This is a genomic window from Tatumella ptyseos ATCC 33301, from assembly GCF_000735525.1.
Lineage (GTDB): Bacteria > Pseudomonadota > Gammaproteobacteria > Enterobacterales > Enterobacteriaceae > Tatumella > Tatumella ptyseos.
On record NZ_JMPR01000028.1, the window covers coordinates 167,081 to 180,328 of the forward strand.

Annotated in this window: 12 protein-coding genes; 7 read left to right on the top strand and 5 right to left on the bottom strand. The window is 52.5% G+C overall.

Translation table 11 applies throughout. The features are described from left to right. Window positions 1-262: 262 nt before the first annotated feature. The gene (locus GTPT_RS17020) at window positions 263-1,051 is read left to right on the top strand and encodes a GNAT family protein (protein WP_248700191.1); all 789 of its coding nucleotides are present in this window, start codon (window positions 263-265) and stop codon (window positions 1,049-1,051) included. A 282-nt stretch (window positions 1,052-1,333) separates the two neighbouring features. Here GTPT_RS17020 and GTPT_RS17800 read toward each other — a convergent pair whose 3' ends face one another. Beyond that, window positions 1,334-1,588, bottom strand: coding sequence for a YkgJ family cysteine cluster protein (locus GTPT_RS17800; RefSeq protein ID WP_071780148.1), 255 nt, complete (start codon window positions 1,586-1,588; stop codon window positions 1,334-1,336). Between the two features lie 392 nt (window positions 1,589-1,980). Here GTPT_RS17800 and fruB point away from each other — a divergent pair, with 392 nt between their 5' ends. From fruB to fruA, 3 genes are read left to right on the top strand one after another with little or no spacing between them, the layout of a single operon-like run. Beyond that, entirely contained in the window at window positions 1,981-3,114 is a 1,134-nt protein-coding gene (gene fruB / locus GTPT_RS08575) for a fused PTS fructose transporter subunit IIA/HPr protein (protein ID WP_029991429.1), read from the top strand. After that, window positions 3,111-4,049, top strand: a complete 939-nt coding sequence (gene fruK / locus GTPT_RS08580) for a 1-phosphofructokinase (protein WP_025903385.1) — start codon at window positions 3,111-3,113, stop codon at window positions 4,047-4,049. The genes fruB and fruK overlap by 4 nt, the downstream gene beginning before the upstream one ends. Before the next feature lie 20 nt (window positions 4,050-4,069). Further along, on the top strand, window positions 4,070-5,758 hold the full coding sequence (gene fruA, locus GTPT_RS08585) for a PTS fructose transporter subunit IIBC (protein ID WP_025903386.1): 1,689 nt from the start codon (window positions 4,070-4,072) through the stop codon (window positions 5,756-5,758). A gap of 44 nt (window positions 5,759-5,802) precedes the next feature. Here the strand turns inward: fruA and nfo are convergent, their stop codons facing one another. Further along, a complete protein-coding gene (gene nfo / locus GTPT_RS08590; protein WP_029989605.1) occupies window positions 5,803-6,648 on the bottom strand; it encodes a deoxyribonuclease IV in 846 nt (281 codons plus the stop codon). Window positions 6,649-6,703: 55 nt separating this feature from the next. Next, window positions 6,704-7,765, bottom strand: coding sequence for a YeiH family protein (locus GTPT_RS08595; RefSeq protein WP_038011210.1), 1,062 nt, complete (start codon window positions 7,763-7,765; stop codon window positions 6,704-6,706). A gap of 145 nt (window positions 7,766-7,910) precedes the next feature. Here GTPT_RS08595 and yieE point away from each other — a divergent pair, with 145 nt between their 5' ends. Together yieE and GTPT_RS08605 are read left to right on the top strand one after the other, a co-directional pair. Further along, a complete protein-coding gene (gene yieE / locus GTPT_RS08600) occupies window positions 7,911-8,789 on the top strand; it encodes a DNA-binding transcriptional regulator YeiE (RefSeq protein ID WP_029989601.1) in 879 nt (292 codons plus the stop codon). Between the two features lie 132 nt (window positions 8,790-8,921). Beyond that, window positions 8,922-10,397 carry an amino acid permease gene (locus tag GTPT_RS08605; RefSeq protein ID WP_025903390.1) on the top strand — a complete coding sequence of 492 codons (1,476 nt, stop codon included), beginning with the start codon at window positions 8,922-8,924 and terminating at the stop codon, window positions 10,395-10,397. A gap of 71 nt (window positions 10,398-10,468) precedes the next feature. On the opposite strand, the gene fghA is transcribed toward GTPT_RS08605, so the two are convergent. Together fghA and ptrR are read right to left on the bottom strand one after the other, a co-directional pair. Then, on the bottom strand, window positions 10,469-11,311 hold the full coding sequence (fghA, locus tag GTPT_RS08610) for an S-formylglutathione hydrolase (protein ID WP_029989599.1): 843 nt from the start codon (window positions 11,309-11,311) through the stop codon (window positions 10,469-10,471). A gap of 62 nt (window positions 11,312-11,373) precedes the next feature. After that, window positions 11,374-12,303, bottom strand: coding sequence for a putrescine utilization regulator PtrR (ptrR, locus tag GTPT_RS08615; protein WP_081671422.1), 930 nt, complete (start codon window positions 12,301-12,303; stop codon window positions 11,374-11,376). A 242-nt stretch (window positions 12,304-12,545) separates the two neighbouring features. Here ptrR and folE point away from each other — a divergent pair, with 242 nt between their 5' ends. Continuing rightward, window positions 12,546-13,211 (top strand): GTP cyclohydrolase I FolE, encoded by a 666-nt coding sequence (gene folE / locus GTPT_RS08620; RefSeq protein WP_025903393.1) that lies wholly within the window; start codon window positions 12,546-12,548, stop codon window positions 13,209-13,211. Window positions 13,212-13,248: the final 37 nt, after the last annotated feature.

Below are 13,248 nucleotides of genomic sequence, written 5' to 3' on the forward strand. Positions count from 1 at the left end.
TCAAAGTCAATACTCTGCATAGGCAATATTCCCCACGGGAGACTTTATGATACTGTAAAAAGAGATGTTATATTTTTATTATGCTTTAATTTTTAGATTATTACATGTTAGTATATGGGAAAATTACTGTAGATTTTTTGGTCATATCTCAATGCTTATAATGCGTTTTACTCACTGGGAATCCTGCTCTCCGGAGGAGTATTCTTTGTCGTGCCAACGATTTGGTTATAATTGTGAATCATCACCTGAATTTCTTAATTTCATGATGGAGCATGGGGCACCCGTTAAATTTTTCTCCTATAAAAAAAAGGGGGAGTTATTGGGGAGTGTGGCAGTAGAAAATGGCTGGTTAGCGAACGATATAAAAAATAAAACCTCTGCTGTTAATTACTTACCTATCCCCCGATGTTCTGTTTATTTACCGTTCAGTGATGCGTTAAGCAATAAACCCATTTTGCCCTTTCGGGCCAAATGTTTGCACCCGTTGCAAAATAAATTATTTTTGAATACCTCATATTCCTTGTTTAATAAAAGGAACGTGGCAATATCTAAAGATCTTCACTCGGGGTTTTCTAAAAAAACCGTCAGCACCAGGGAAAGGGAAATTCGTAAGTTTTATAACTCCGGGGGCGATTTCATCAATGTAAGCGAGGTTGATGGAAGTCAGTTATTTGATATATATAGTGATCTTTACTATGCGCGCCGTTCGGAAAGAATAGAAATGGCGGATGTAAACAGAGAGTTTTTTATTAAGCATAGCTCCTGTTTTAAAGGCAATCTGATGATGTTAAATGATGAGCCTGTCGCTATTCAATTATTGGTTTCTGTTATTAGTCACGGTAAATTCTTTGTTGACTTTATTAATATCGGATATCGTCAAACGAAAAATTCACATTCATTAGGAACAATGATTATGTGGAAAAATCTCACTACTCTGACTGAGGAGGCGAAGGAGAAGGGACTCGATTTATTCTATTCTTATGGTTTCATGTCGGGTGAATATAAAAACCGATGGTGTAATCCGCACAGTACGGGGCGTGTCCTGATATAGCGCGTATCCTGGTCTCCGGATCATGCTTAAGACAGGTCTCTGAAGTCATGCTCATATTTAAACGGATAAGGGTCAGGCATTACCGGGGAAAGCCGCAACCTTGCTGAAATCTCTCCGGATTTTCTCCGGAGCTGTGTGTTTTTGAGTTGGGGGAAGGGATAAACAGGCGCATTGAGTTTATGCCGGCCTGTGGCAGATTAAGATTTTGGCGGTTTTACTTTCATAAACGTCATGGGTACGTTTCTAAAAAGACAACCGCGCCGTGGCGATAGCCCTTCACATTCAGGGGGCTGTGATGGCCTCCAGCGCTATCAGATAAGTCATTGCATTATCACGACTCGTTGAACACATTTCACCAGAAGCCTTGAGGCCTGAGCAAACCGCAGGCCGCAGAGGCGAGTTAAATATTTGACACGAATAATCTTCTGAAAGTTGAGCGCATCGGGTATTGGCAGGCTTACCCTTCGGCATACCGGGGATAGGGCTTGAAATTGAGGGTGCGATACAACAAGCACCACATCCGGCACGACATTCCATCATGACCTCTGGTTAAGCATTTTGCAGACTGCGACGTTAACATACTCATTAAAGGACAGGAACACGCATTATGCGGCGGGCCACTCCGGTGAAGTTGTAAGCAGACCTGTTTAGGGTCAATCGTTGCTGAAATATGCTGACGCGGATAGCGAAATCTGATTTGCGTCAATGTAAATTCAGCGCTATACCGTACAATCATCAGATAAATGTCATGAAGTGTGCGTAGCCTCAAAAAATCGCTATAAGAATTTTGTTATTCATTGCAGCAGATTTTTTTTGGTGCATATATTACTGATACGTTTCAGCTCTGCCTGTGTTCCCTGTTGTCAGTCCCGGACACTTTTTTTTCTCCGTTAGCTGAAACGATTCAACTAAAGACAGTGAGGAGTCCTATGTTCCAGCTCGATGTACAGGCGATACATACTGGCGCCAGTGCCAGTGAAAAAACTGAGGCCATACGCCAGGTCGCATCTGCTCTGGCTTCTGCCGGCAATGTGACGGAAGGTTATGTCGACGGTATGCTGGCGCGTGAACAGCAGACCTCAACATTCCTGGGTAATGGTATCGCTATCCCTCATGGTACAACCGACACCCGTGATCAGGTGCTGAACACCGGGGTCCAGGTCTTCCAGTATCCGCAGGGCATTCAATGGGGTGAAGATCAGGTGGCTTATGTGGTTATCGGCATTGCCGCTAAATCAGATGAGCACCTGGCGTTACTGCGGCAGTTAACTCATGTGCTGAGTGATGACAGTGTGGCTGAAACACTGAAAACCGCGTCAGCTGAAGATTTACGTGCGCTGCTGATGGGTGAAAAACAGGCGGCTGAATTCCGCTTTGACACCTCGATGATCGCCACCCGGGTGGAGGCGACTGACCTGATGACATTACAGGCACTGAACGCCGGCCGTTTACAGGCCGCCGGAGCCGTGGACAGCCATTTTGTCAGTCAGGTGATCTCCCATGCGCCATTCCATCTGGGGCACGGGATCTGGCTCAATGACAGTGCTGAGGGCAACCTGTTCAGCGCCATCGCGATCAGCCGTGCAGCAACCACCTTTACCACGGCAGAAAATGAGCCGGTATCCTTACTCATCACTGTCGCCGCGACTGATGACCAGCCGCTCGGGGCGCTGGGGTATCTGCACCAGTTACTGACCGGGGATCACGCATCAGCACTGAACAGTGCCGATGCCGCCGGGATCCTGGCATTACTGACCAGCGATTATGTTGAAGAAGATGAAGTGGTGACCGCGGAATTTGTGATCCGCAACGAACATGGTCTGCATGCCCGTCCGGGCACGGCACTGGTCACTACCATCAAAAATTTCAAAAGCGATATTACGGTCACTAACCTGGACGGCAGCGGTAAACCTGCGAACGGACGCAGCCTGATGAAAGTGGTGGCACTGGGTGTTAAAAAAGGCCATCGCCTGCGCTTTACTGCCAGCGGAGAAGATGCGGCAGCAGCGATCACTGCCATCGGCGAAGCCATTGATAGCGGTCTTGGTGAGGGGGCAGCATGAGCAGACGTGTCGCAACAATTACGCTGAATCCGGCCTATGACCTGGTGGGCTTTACCCCGGAAATGGAACGGGGGGAAGTTAATCTGGTAAAAACCACCGGCCTGCATGCTGCGGGTAAAGGGATTAATGTCGCCAGGGTGCTGAAAGACCTGGGGATTGATGTGACCGTCGGCGGTTTCCTGGGTAAAGATAATCAGGACGGATTCCAGCAGCTTTTCAGCGAGCTGGGGATTGCGAACCGTTTCCAGGTGGTCGGCGGAAGAACGCGTATTAATGTCAAACTGACCGAGCAGGACGGCGAAGTGACCGACCTTAACTTTTCCGGATTCGATGTGACCGCGAAAGACTGGGAACGCTTTACGACCGATTCACTGAGCTGGCTGGGCCAGTTCGATATGGTCTGCGTCAGCGGCAGTTTACCGGAAGGAGTTTCTCCGGAAGCCTTTACCGTCTGGATGAAATCCCTGCGGGCGCTGTGCCCGTGCATTATCTTTGACAGCAGCCGCAGTGCGCTGGAGGCCGGGCTGAAAGCCGCCCCCTGGCTGGTAAAACCTAACCGCCGTGAGCTGGAAACCTGGGCCGGGAAACCGTTGCCGGAATTACAGGACGTTATTGATGCCGCGCATCAATTGCGTGAAGAGGGGATTGCTCATGTGGTGATTTCGCTCGGTGCGGAAGGCGCGCTGTGGGTGAATGCTTCCGGGGAATGGCTGGCCAAGCCTCCGGCCTGTGAGGTAGTGAGTACCGTGGGGGCCGGGGATTCAATGGTCGGCGGCCTGATTTATGGGTTACTGATGCGTGAGTCCAGTGAACATACCCTGAGACTGGCCACTGCCGTTGCCGCACTGGCGGTAAGTCAAAGTAATGTAGGCGTCGCTGACCGGACACAACTGGCGGCAATGATGGCACGTGTCGATTTACAGCCCGTGCACTGACAGCAGAAGAGGAATAAATGATGAAAGCGCTGCTGATAACTGATGCGTCACTGGGAAAAGCCAGTGCATATATGGCCGAAAAAGCGGCTGAAACGGCTGCTGAAAAATGCGGACTGACCTTAACCCGTTCGCCAGCCGAGGCTGAACTTGTGGTGGTTGCCGGTAAAAACGCTCCCACCGATCCGTCTCTGAGCGGTAAGCCATTCTGGCAGGGAGATCTTCAGGCACTGCTGAATGATGCAGTGGCCTTTCTGACCACGGCTCGTGAACAGGCAACTCCCTGGCAGGCACCGGTAAATGCTCAGCCTGTGGTGGCTGAGACCAGCGGGGCCAAACGTATTGTGGCGGTAACCGCCTGTCCGACCGGCGTCGCTCATACCTTTATGGCGGCAGAAGCCATCGAGGCAGAAGCTAAAAAACGTGGCTGGTGGGCGAAGGTAGAAACCCGCGGATCAGTCGGTGCCGGTAATCCGGTCAGCGCTGAGGAAATCGCGGCTGCCGACCTGGTGATTATTGCCGCCGATATCGAGGTTGATCTGGCTAAATTTGCCGGCAAACCCATGTACCGCACCTCGACCGGACTGGCACTGAAGAAAACCGCCCAGGAATTTGATAAAGCCCTGGCGGAAGCTAAGCCGTACCATGCCGCGGGGGCGTCAGCCGATCAAGCTGCTGCCAGCGAGGGTAATAAAGAAAAGGCCGGCGCTTACCGTCACTTGCTGACCGGTGTGTCTTACATGCTGCCGATGGTGGTCGCAGGTGGTCTGAGCATCGCGTTATCTTTCGCCTTCGGGATCACGGCCTTCCATCAGGAAGGGACGCTGGCTGCCGCACTGATGCAGATTGGCGGGGGGAGTGCGTTCGCGTTAATGGTGCCGGTGCTGGCGGGCTACATTGCCTTCTCGATTGCTGACCGTCCTGGTCTGACACCGGGGCTGATTGGCGGTATGCTGGCGACCAGCACGAATGCCGGTTTCCTTGGCGGTATCATTGCCGGTTTCATTGCCGGTTATGTGGCGAAATTTATCAGTACACGGCTGAAACTCCCGCAGAGTATGGAAGCCCTGAAACCTATCCTGATTATTCCATTACTGGCGAGCCTGATCACCGGCCTGCTGATGATTTATGTGGTCGGCAAACCGGTAGCAGCCATTATGGAATGGCTTACTCACTGGCTGGGTAACATGGGTACGGCGAACGCGGTGCTGCTGGGTGCGGTGCTGGGCGGTATGATGTGTACCGATATGGGGGGCCCGGTGAACAAAGTGGCGTACGCCTTTGGTGTCGGTTTACTGAGCAGCAAAACCTACGCGCCGATGGCCGCCATTATGGCTGCCGGAATGGTACCTCCGCTGGCGATGGGGCTGGCGACTTTACTGGCTAAAAGGAAATTTAATAAAAGTCAGCAGGAAGGCGGTAAAGCCGCACTGGTGCTGGGGCTGTGCTTTATTTCTGAAGGTGCCATTCCGTTCGCTGCCCGTGACCCGATGCGGGTGATCCCTTGCTGTCTCGTTGGCGGTGCGGTGACCGGGGCTATCTCTATGGCTATCGGTGCCCAACTGATGGCACCCCACGGCGGCTTGTTTGTTCTGCTGATCCCGGGGGCGATTACTCCGGTACTGGGTTATCTGTTATCCATTATTATCGGAACGGCGCTGGCGGGTATTGCTTATGCCTTCCTGAAAAAACCGGAAGCAGTCACCGCCTGAGGGATGTGTGATTTGAAAAACAGGGCGCATTGCGCCCTGTTTTTTTATGCTGTCTGTTGTGCTTTCAGCCAGGCAATTTCATCTTTCCAGATATCCGGATTCACGGTTTCCAGAATTAACGGAATACCATCAAAGCGGGGATCTTTCATCAGCCAGCTGAACACGGTATTGCCGATATTCCCTTCGCCCAGACTGTGATGGCGATCTACGCGGCTGCCGAATTCACTTTTCGCATCATTCAGGTGCATGCCCCGCAGGTAGTTAAAACCGACAATCCGCTCAAAATCCCGGAAGGTGTTTTCACAATCTTCGACCGTACGCAGGTCGTAACCGGCGGCAAAGGCGTGACAGGTATCGATGCAGACACCGACACGGCTTTTATCTTCAACGTGATGGATAATTTCTGCCAGGTGTTCAAAACGGAACCCCAGGTTACTGCCCTGACCGGCGGTATTTTCGATGACTGCAGTTACGCCCCGCGTCTGATCCAGCGCGATATTGATCGATTCGGCAATCAGCTTCAGACAGTCTTCTTCAGCAATCTGTTGCAGGTGGCTGCCCGGATGGAAGTTAAGTAATGACAGGCCAAGCAATTCCGCCCGTTGCATCTCATCAATAAAGGCCAGTCGTGATTTTTCCAGCGCCTCACTGACCGGATGACCAAGATTGATCAGGTAACTGTCATGGGGCAGAATTTGTCCTGAGCTGAAGTTATATTTTTCGCAGGCCTGACGGAAGGCATTGATACTTTCCTCTGTTAACGCCGCAGCGCGCCATTGGCGCTGGTTTTTGGTAAACAGTGCAAAGGCCGTTGCTTCCAGTTCGTGTGCACGAAGGACCGCGTTTTCCACGCCCCCTGCGGCGCTGACATGCGCACCGATAAACTTCATTACTTTCTCCTCACTTCCCGGTCTCTGGTAGATGTGACACATCATACCTGAGGATTTACTTCATAACATGCCATACCAACAGATTGACGCCAGCGCCGCCGATAATCAGCCAGAGAAAAACAACGCCTCCCAGCAGTAGTGGCTTCAGCCCGGCAGTTTTCAGCTGAGACAGGCGGGTGCTCAGGCCCAGGGCGGCCATTGCCATTGCCAGCATGATATTATCAATGCAGTGGATCCAGCTCAGCAGGGTGTCAGACAGTAAACCGAACGAGTTAACGACGGCGACCAGAATAAAAATCAGGGCAAACCAGGGGAAGGTGATTTTTCCGGGGCCTTCAGTCTCTGCAGACGGGCGGGTGCGGTTAACCCATTGGCCCAGCAGCAGCAGGAAGGGTGCCAGCATCATGACCCGCAGCATTTTGGCAATCACTGCGGTATCTTCGGCCTGCGGACTGATAGCATGGCCGGCTGCCACGACCTGGGCGACCTCATGGACGGTCGAACCGGTATAAATACCGAACTGTTCAGCACCGATCCCCGGCAGCCAGGGGTGGATAACCTCCCAGATCAGCGGATAGATAAAAATGGCCGCCGTACCGAAGATAACGACCGTCGCCACTGCGACGGCCACTTTTCCGGCATCGGCTTTAATGACCGGTGCGGTCGCCAGCACTGCCGCCGCGCCGCAGATACTGCTACCGGCTCCGATAAGCCACACGGTCTGTTTGTCCGGTTTTATCCAGTACAGTCCTGCCAGACTGGTCACCAGAAACGTGCTGCTCAGCATGATCATGTCGGTGACCAGGCCGCGATAACCGATATGGCTGATTTGCTGAAAGGTCAGGTTAAATCCGTATAAAATAATCCCCAGTCGCAGCAGGTAATGCTTACTGAAGGCTATCCCTTGTTCGCAACGAACGTGAACCGATGCGGGCAGCAGATTACCGGTAATAATACCGGTCAGGATTGCCAGCGTCAGTGCACCCAGTCCCAGCCTGGCAATCAGAGGGATCTGGATCAGAGGCAGCATGCCTGCCGCTATCACCCCGCTGAGCAGGATACCGTTGAGCAAGGGGAGGCGGGGCAGAGGTGCCCGGTGGGGCTGGTGCAGAGTCATCGTGTTCTTCCTTCCTGAGTTACTGACCTTCATCCTGCCGGGGTTTTTCTTAAAAGAGAAATTGATTATATATTTATAATTAACCACTATAACTGGTTATAAATCGGGTGTTACCCCATCCGTGAAAAATCCGTGAGGAGAAAGAGTGCATATCACCCTGAGGCAGCTGGAAGTATTCAGCGAAATTGTTAAGAGCGGGTCGACCACCCGTGCCGCGCAGCAACTGGCACTTTCACAGTCCGCCGTCAGTGCTGCGCTGGCTGATCTTGAACATCAGTTATCGGTGAAACTGTTCGATCGCTCCGGCAAGCGACTGATTGTGAATGAACACGGTCGTTTGCTCTACCCGAAAGCCGTCTCATTACTGGAGCAGGCCAAAGAGACTGAGCAACTTTTCCGCGAAGATCATGGCGCCATCCGCATCGCTGCCAGCAGTACTATCGGTAACTATCTGCTGCCCGCCATGATGGCAGAGTACCGGCGTGATTTTCCGCAGGCACCATTGGATCTCACGGTGGGTAACAGCCAGGATGTGATACAGGCTGTCAGTGATTTTCGCGTGGATGTGGGGCTTATCGAAGGACCTTGTCATATTACCGGCATTGTCAGCGAAAACTGGCTGCAGGACGAGCTGGTGGTTTTCGCTTCACCCCGGTCAGCCATTTTCAACCAGGCAGTCACGCTGGAAAGACTGGCAGATTCGCCCTGGATCCTGCGGGAACGGGGGTCAGGCACCCGGGAGATAGTGGATTATCTGCTGCTTTCTCATCTGCCTCATTTCAGAATTGAGATGGAGCTTGGAAATTCAGAGGCTATCAAGCATGCGGTACGCTACGGGATGGGCATAAGCTGCCTGTCACGCCGGGTGATCGCCGAACAGCTGGAAAATGGCAGTCTGCGCCAGGTTCCGCTGCCGTTACCGCCGCTGACACGGACGTTGTATCGCATCCATCATCAGCAAAAACATTTGTCCCGATCGCTGACCCGTTTTCTGTCTTATTGCCGTGAACAGGATATTGTCTGACCCGGCCCGCCCGGGGTTGCTAATAATAGGCAGGGGATTATGAAGGTAACTTATAACGCAGTGGTAATGCTATACAGGTAACGGTGAGCTGGTACAATCGCGCCTCATTTTTATCCAGCATAGTGTTTACTGATGAATAATAATACAAAAACAACAGATAAGCCTGGCCTGAAACGTGTATTAAAAGCCCGTCATCTGACGATGATAGCCATTGGCGGGTCTATCGGTACCGGGCTCTTTGTCGCCTCAGGGGCCAGCATTTCTCAGGCCGGACCCGGCGGCGCACTTCTTTCTTATGCCATTATCGGTCTGATGGTTTACTTCCTGATGACAAGCCTCGGTGAACTGGCAGCGTATATGCCGGTCTCCGGATCGTTTGCAACCTACGGTGCCAAATACGTCGAAGAAGGCTTTGGCTTCGCTCTGGGATGGAATTACTGGTACAACTGGGCAGTCACCATTGCCGTCGACCTGGTCGCCGCACAACTGGTGATGGGCTACTGGTTCCCGGACGTTCCTGGCTGGGTCTGGAGCTGCCTCTTCCTGGCGGTGATTTTCCTGCTGAACGTGATTTCGGTTAAAGGCTTTGGTGAAGCGGAATACTGGTTCTCGCTGATTAAAGTGGTGACCGTGGTTATCTTTATTATCGTCGGACTGATGATGGTGACCGGTATTCTGCGGGGTGCAGGAGAGGGTGGCTGGCATAACTGGACCATTGGCGGTGCGCCTTTTGCGGGGGGATTCTCTGCGATGATCGGCGTGGCGATGATTGTCGGCTTCTCTTTCCAGGGGACTGAACTTATCGGGATTGCGGCCGGTGAATCGGAAAACCCGGGCAAGAATATCCCGCGCGCTATGCGTCAGGTATTCTGGCGGATCCTGCTGTTTTATGTGCTGGCTATCCTTATTATCAGTCTGTTACTGCCGTATACCGATCCGCGTCTGCTGCATAATGATGTTAAAGACATCAGCGTCAGTCCTTTCACTCTGGTGTTCCAGAATGCCGGGCTGTTATCTGCGGCTGCGGTAATGAATGCAGTGATCCTGACGGCAGTGCTCTCTGCCGGTAACTCCGGAATGTATGCGTCTACACGGATGCTGTTTACGCTGGCACAGGAAGGGAAAGCACCAAAAATCTTTGCCCGTCTGACGGCAAATGGTGTGCCGCGTAATGCACTGATTGCGACGACCGTGATTGCAGCACTCTGCTTCTTATCATCCAAATTTGGTAATCAGACCGTCTATATGTGGTTACTGAATACCTCAGGGATGACCGGCTTTATTGCCTGGCTGGGGATCGCCATCAGCCATTACCGCTTCCGTCGCGGTTATGTGGCGAAGGGGCATAACCTGGCAGACCTGCCTTACCGTGCAGGGCTCTTCCCGCTCGGACCGGTGTTTGCGTTTGTGCTCTGCCTTATCATCACACTGGGACAGAACTATCAGGCCTTTATGGCCGATACCATTGACTGGTATGGCGTGGCAGCGACCTATATCGGTATTCCGTTGTTCCTGGTGATCTGGCTGGGCTATAAATGGACGCGCGGGACCCGTTTTGTGAAATACCACGAGATGGAATTCCCGGCCATTTCCAAAAGTGACAGCTAATCTGTCAGTCCGGTTAGCTTAGTAATAAAAAACCCATGCAATGCATGGGTTTTTTTATGGCTGGTGTTGCGTCAGGCCGCCAGCAGATGGCGTGCGTGGAAACGAAGATGATCTTCAATGACGCTGGTAATGAAATAGTAGCTATGGTCATAACCTTCCTGCCAGCGCAGGGTCAGATCATATTGATGTTCACGGGCGATATTTTCCAGCACTTCCGGTTGCAGCTGTAGCGGGTAAAAATTATCAGAAAGCCCCTGGTCTATCAGCACCGGCAGCCGGTGGGTGGCTTCCGCCATCAGCAGGCTGGCATCATACTGACGCCATGCATCACGATCCGCTCCCAGATAGGCGGTAAAGGCTTTCTCGCCCCAGGGGACGGAAGAAGGATTGACGATGGGGGCGAAAGCCGAGACCGAGGTAAAACGTCCGGCCTCACGCAGGGCCAGTACCAGCGCACCGTGGCCCCCCATCGAGTGCCCCATAATAGCCTGACGATCGCTGAAGCTGAAGTGTTCTGCCAGCAATGCGGGCAACTCCTGAGTCAGGTAATCGTACATACGATAATGCCGGTCCCAGGGGGCCTGTGTGGCATTAAGATAAAATCCGGCTCCCTGGCCCAGGTCGTACTGCTCATCGTCGGGAACCTCACTGCCACGCGGACTGGTATCAGGCATAATCAGCGCAATACCTTGCCCGGCGGCCAGTCGTTGAGCGCCGGATTTCACGGAAAAATTCTCATCAGTACAGGTCAGCCCTGCCAGACACCAGAGCAGCGGAACCGGCTGAGCGGTCGCTGCCGGGGGCAGGAACAGACTGAATTTCATCTCACAGCCCAGCGTCGCTGAGGTATGTTGCCAGCGTTGCTGGCGGCCACCAAACATCAGATGCTCTTCGCAAAGAGTGAGTCCGGACATATCACGCTCCTGTCATTAATCAGCATTCGGGGCTGTTGCAAAGGCAACAACCGTTAAAAAAATCAGGGGGAAACGGGCGTGCAAGGCGTGCTCCCGGTAATCTCTTCGTCGGTGCCTGCCGTGGTATCCCGTACAAAAAAGCGGATCATCAGCTCCTTGAGGGCTTCAACATTCGGGGTAAACGCATCCCGTCGCCAGATAAGGCAGGTTGAGACCTGGCTATATTTCTGCGGCAGATGATGAACACGAATACGTGCCCGGTCACTCATCTGAGCCAGCACGGAATACGGAATAATGGCAAGTCCGGCCCCTCCCGCCACACAGGCAATCATCGCATGATAGGAATGAATTTCCATAATACTGCCGGGCTGTGCGTCACCTTCGCGAAACCACTCCTCCAGCTTCAGCCGGTAAGAGCAACTGTTACGGAATGCAAAAAACGTCTCGCCCTGAACATCCCGCGGGCAGGTGACCGGCAGGTGTTCACTGCTGGTGATCAGCACCAGCTCTTCACGGAAAGCGACACAACTGTGCAGTTCGTCATAACCTTCCGGGCTGTCGGCCAGGGCGGCAGCCACCGTCCCTTCGCGTACGTGGTCGATAATTTCGCCGGATGTCCCGGTGATCAGGGACAGAGAGACCGACGGATAACGCTGGTGATACGCCGCGAGCAGACCCGGCAGGCGGGTAGCCGCCGTACTTTCCATGGTGCCGAGCGCAAAATTTCCGGCCGGTTCCCCCTGGCGGGTCATGCTGATGGCTTCTTCGCTTAATGCCAGAATACGTTGGGCATAACCGAGAAAGTTATGTCCGACCGGGGATAAACGTACCCGCTGTTTTTCGCGGATCAGTAAGTCGGTTCCCAGCTCTTCTTCCAGTTGTTTAAGGCGGGTGGTCAGGTTGGACGGCACTCTGTGGAGTAATTCTGCCGCCCGGGCGACCGAGCCGGTATCGGCAACGGCACAAAACATCCGTAGCTGCACCAAATCCATAATTATTCTCTTTATGAAATGAAGTTAAAGTGATTTATTCATAATTTTTGTGATTGTAGTCGCCGCGGCGGCGGCAGGCAAGCCTGAACCGCAGGGCTGATGTGTGAAATATTTTTTGCTGCTGATGAAAGATGATCACCGTAAGCTACTGGATAATCCCGCCGGACTGATTCACAATAAGCAATAATTATGATTCGCCGCCCGTTGCCAGGGCTGAGAATTCACCTGCCGGAGAATAGTAGATGTCCCTTTTAAGTCAGGAAGCGGCACTGGTACATGAAGCACTGGTGGCCCGCGGTCTGGAAACCCCGTTACGTAAGCCTGCGCGTGAACTGGATAACACCACACGTAAAGCGCTTATTGCCGGTCATATGACCGAAATTATGCAATTACTGAACCTTGATCTGGACGATGACAGTCTGACCGAGACTCCGCACCGTATTGCGAAAATGTATGTCGATGAAATCTTTTCGGGTCTCGATTATGCCAATTTTCCGAAGATCACGGTGATTGAGAATAAAATGAAGGTCGATGAGATGGTCACGGTGCGTGATATCTCGCTGACCAGTACCTGTGAACATCACTTTGTGACTATCGACGGTAAAGCTACCGTGGCGTATATCCCGAAAGATAAAGTGATCGGTCTGTCAAAAATTAACCGTATCGTGCAATTCTTTGCACAGCGCCCGCAGGTGCAGGAACGTCTGACCCAACAGGTGCTGGTTGCGTTACAGACGCTGCTCGGGACCAATAATGTGGCAGTGTGTATTGACGCGGTTCATTACTGCGTTAAAGCCCGCGGGGTTCAGGATGCGACCAGCGCGACCACGACCACGTCACTCGGCGGGTTGTTTAAGTCGAGTCAGAATACCCGTCAGGAATTTCTGCGCGCGGTCAGACACAACTGATTTCCCCGTTATCAGGCCATATCCTTCAGGATATGGC